Source organism: Nitratidesulfovibrio oxamicus, from assembly GCF_015731765.1.
In the GTDB taxonomy this organism is placed as follows: Bacteria; Desulfobacterota; Desulfovibrionia; order Desulfovibrionales; family Desulfovibrionaceae; genus Cupidesulfovibrio; species Cupidesulfovibrio oxamicus.
Map to the genome: position 1 here is coordinate 1 of NZ_VRYY01000501.1, position 1,647 is coordinate 1,647.

2 protein-coding genes are annotated in these 1,647 nt (G+C 68.4%); both read left to right on the forward strand.

Annotation, left to right across the window (positions count from 1 at the left end; translation table 11 throughout):
- Window positions 1–911 (forward strand): HDOD domain-containing protein (locus FVW20_RS14570; RefSeq protein WP_196610179.1); only part of this gene is annotated, 911 nt, incomplete at its 5' end.
- A partial coding sequence (locus FVW20_RS14575; protein ID WP_196610180.1) for a PAS domain-containing protein occupies window positions 904–1,647 on the forward strand: 744 nt, incomplete at its 3' end. The genes FVW20_RS14570 and FVW20_RS14575, both read left to right, overlap by 8 nt.

Here is a 1,647-nt window from a genome sequence, read left to right on the forward strand (position 1 = left end):
CCCCGCCATGGCCCGCCCCCCCCGGCGAGGCCCCAAGCCCGGTGCGGCCGGACCCGGCCCCCCGCCCGGTGACGCTGGAATCGGTCCTGCGCGAGGACATGCGCTTCGGCACCCTGCCCAGCGTGTTCCACCGCCTGGTCGAGGTGGTCAACGACCCGCGCAGTTCCGCCGCCGACGCGGCAGAAATCATTTCCAAGGACACCGACCTTTCCGCGCGGCTGCTGCGCATAGCCAACAGCGCCTATTACGGGCTGCGGGCGCGCATAGAAACCATCACCCGCGCCGTGTCCATCATCGGCACCAACCAACTGGTCTCGCTGGCCATGGGCGTCAGCGTGGTGACGGCCTTCCGGGGGGTGCCGCAAGACCTCGTGGACATGCGCGCCTTCTGGACGCACTCCATCGCCTGCGGCGTGGCCGCGCGCATCCTGGCCGGGCTGCACCGCATGAGCAACGGCGAACGGTTCTTCGTGGCCGGGCTGCTGCACGACCTGGGGCGGCTGGCCATATACGGGCAACTGCCCGACCACGGGCGGCTGCTGCTGGCAGAGGCCCGGACGCGCGGCGCCACGGTGCGCTCGCTGGAACGCGACATCGTCGGCTTCACCCATGACGAAATGGGCGGGGCCATCCTGCGGCAATGGAAATGCCCGGTATCTCTGGAACGCAACGTCCAGCGGCACCACAGGCCCGAAAGCTCCAGCGGCAGTTGCGAACCGGCCATCATGGCCGTGGCCGACCTGCTGGCCAACGCCCTGGGCTACGGCACCAGCGGCGAGGTGCTGGTGCCGCCCCTGACCGACGCGGGCTGGGCCGCGCTGGCCCTGCCCCCCGGCGCGGTGGTGCAGACGGCCAATCAGATGGAATATCAGGTTCTCGAAATCATCAGATTCCTGGAAACGCATGACTAGCAACGACCCCACCTTCGGCAGCGCGGGCCTGCACGCCCGGTTGCGCCATCTTGAAGACCAGGCCCGGTTCACGCTCGACGTGCTGGACATGGCCTTCAACCTCGGCGACTTCCAGACCTGCATCAACCGGCTGGAAGAACCCTCCGCCCTGCTGGACGAGGCCGTGGCGCGCATCGGCGAACTGGTGCAGTTCTCGGTGACGGCGTTCTACCTGGTGGACGAGCACACCTCGGACTTCGTGCTGGGCCTGTGTCGCCCCAGCGAGGAAGGATCCGCCATCGAACGCGAGGTGGAACGGCTCATCGAAACCGGGGTGTTCGCCCTGGCCGTGCGCGAAAACCGGCCCATCACCGTGTATTCCTCGGACAACAGCCACCGCCTGGTGCTCAGCGTGCTGGCCACCACCTCACGCGTGCGGGGGATGTTCATCGGGGCCATGCCGCGCACCGAAAAGAACCTTTCCGGCATCCTGCTTTCGCTGCTCGCGCTCATCCTCAAGCACTGCGCCAACGCCATCGAGAGCTTCGAGCTGTACCGGCTGCTGCGCGAGCACGAACGCCGCCAACGCGAATTCATCGACACCCTGTCCGTCACGGTGTTCGAAACCGATCCGGCGGGCGTGCTGCGCTCGCTGAACCGCGCCGCCTTTGCCCAGTTCGGCATCGACCCGGCAGCCCTGCCCCCGGCGGCGGGCCTGCTGGACCTGCTGGCCCCGGACGAACGCCCCCGCATGGCC